General features: G+C 26.8%; 2 protein-coding genes. Both read left to right on the top strand.

The window, feature by feature from the left end; all coding sequences use genetic code 11:
* The first annotated feature begins 191 nt into the window (after positions 1 to 191).
* Positions 192 to 1538 carry a J domain-containing protein gene (locus GMC_RS20420; protein WP_010520576.1) on the top strand — a complete coding sequence of 449 codons (1347 nt, stop codon included), beginning with the start codon at positions 192 to 194 and terminating at the stop codon, positions 1536 to 1538.
* A complete protein-coding gene (locus GMC_RS0102065; protein WP_010520575.1) occupies positions 1513 to 1851 on the top strand; it encodes a DUF6804 family protein in 339 nt (112 codons plus the stop codon). Before GMC_RS20420 ends, GMC_RS0102065 begins: the two co-directional genes overlap by 26 nt.
* The last annotated feature ends 13 nt before the right edge of the window (positions 1852 to 1864 follow it).

Below are 1864 nucleotides of genomic sequence, written 5' to 3'. Positions count from 1 at the left end.
CAAGATATATGTGCCATAGCAGCAAAGTGATTAATCGAATGGTTGTTGTATATTTATGAAGGCGCAATGATTGCAGAATGGAAAAGTTAGCAACCAATGCGCAGAAAAATCATAAAACAGGGTAACATTTTGCCCTGCTACGACACATATATTAAACGTTGTGCAACATTAACACCGCTTTTCAAATAAAAATGAAAAACCTTTATCAAACTTTAGGCTTAAAAAATAATGCTTCACAAGATGAGATTAAAAAGGCTTATAGAAAACTTGCTATAAAATTCCATCCTGATAAGAATATTGGAGATGATTTTTTTGACGAATTATTTCGTGAGGTTAAAGATGCTTATGATATTTTGTCAAATCCCACTACGAAGAGAACATATGATTTGAAATATAATTTATTCATAAATAATTCAAAAATAAAACATAGAAAAACTACAAACCCAGCAGAAAAAGCTCAGCAAAAGAATACAAATGAAAACAATTCGAAAAAAAAATACACAAAACAAACAAATAGTAGTTTTAGAGAAATCTTTTTAAAAAACCTTGTAAAGCTCAATCACTTAACTTTTAAACAAGCCCTTACTCTATTATTATTAACTATCCTTATTATAATACTTTTTGTCTGTAGTTATTTAAATGGTTTGTGGGGATTTCTTACAATAACTAGCCTTTATGGTTTTACATATTTATTTGTACGTACAATAAAAAATATAAATAAAATTGATAATACCAGTTCTTTACTCATTGGATTAATATTTGCCCCAATAATTGTTATTTTGACATTTGGAAAATCATTAGATTATTTTGGAGTACAAAATTCTGTGTGGTTTAATAGTCACAATAAAAGTGAAGTAGTTAGCACAAAAAATGTTTTTGAACCTAAAATTAGTAATCAAAAAAATAAATCTTCTACGGTGAACGAAAATCCAAAACTTTTAAAAATTTATGATTGGATGGACGAAGATCAACGTAAAAGAATTAGAAGATTAAACAAAATAACAATAAATGCATCTAATTTTAAAAAGGATTTAGAAAGTGGTAAATATGACTTATCATCTATAAAAACAAAAAAGACAATTAGTAAATATAAAGGCAATCAATTGAAAAATGGAGCTTCGCCTTTAGACGATTGTTTTGGTAAAGGAATTTACTCCCAAGATGCTTGGTTAAAATTTGACAATAGTAATAAATCAGATGCAATAGTTTGTTTAGTTCGTAACTATGACCAAAAAACAATACGAAATGAATATATAAAAGCAGGAGCTAAATTTGAGATGAGTAAAATTCCGACAGGTGTCTATTATATAAAAGTGTATTATGGCAATGATTGGAATCCAAATAAAAAAAACTTTTGCGGTATAAATGGGGCTTTTGAAAAAAACGTAAGTTTTAGCAAATCAGATAGGGCTGAAGATCAAATAATAATCAAAAATACAAGTAAAAGTTATACAACTGGAATAATTACGCTTTATGCTGTTGCAAATGGAAATATGAAAACAGAAAGAATAAATGAAGAAGTTTTTTTTAACAAATAGTTTTACAAATACAACATTAAAAATTATTAAAATATTCTTGTCAATTCTATTTATTGGATGCTTATTTGATATGAGTTATGGCTATTATCAATTAGTTAGATTTTTAGGAATGGTTGGTTTTGGAATTTTAGCGTTTAATACTAAAAAAGTCAATCAAATTTGGTTTTTAATTTGGTTTTCATCAGCCATATTGATTAACCCTATTTTTAAAATTGCTATTGGTCGAGTATTATGGAATACAATTGATATTATTTGGTCAATCTTATTAATAGTTTCAATTTTCTTTGGTAAACGAATGAAATTAGAACTATAAAAACGTTGCACAA

The organism is Aquimarina agarivorans, assembly GCF_000218485.1.
Classification (GTDB): Bacteria; Bacteroidota; Bacteroidia; order Flavobacteriales; family Flavobacteriaceae; genus Aquimarina; species Aquimarina agarivorans.
This window is presented reverse-complemented; position numbering and strand designations above follow the sequence as displayed.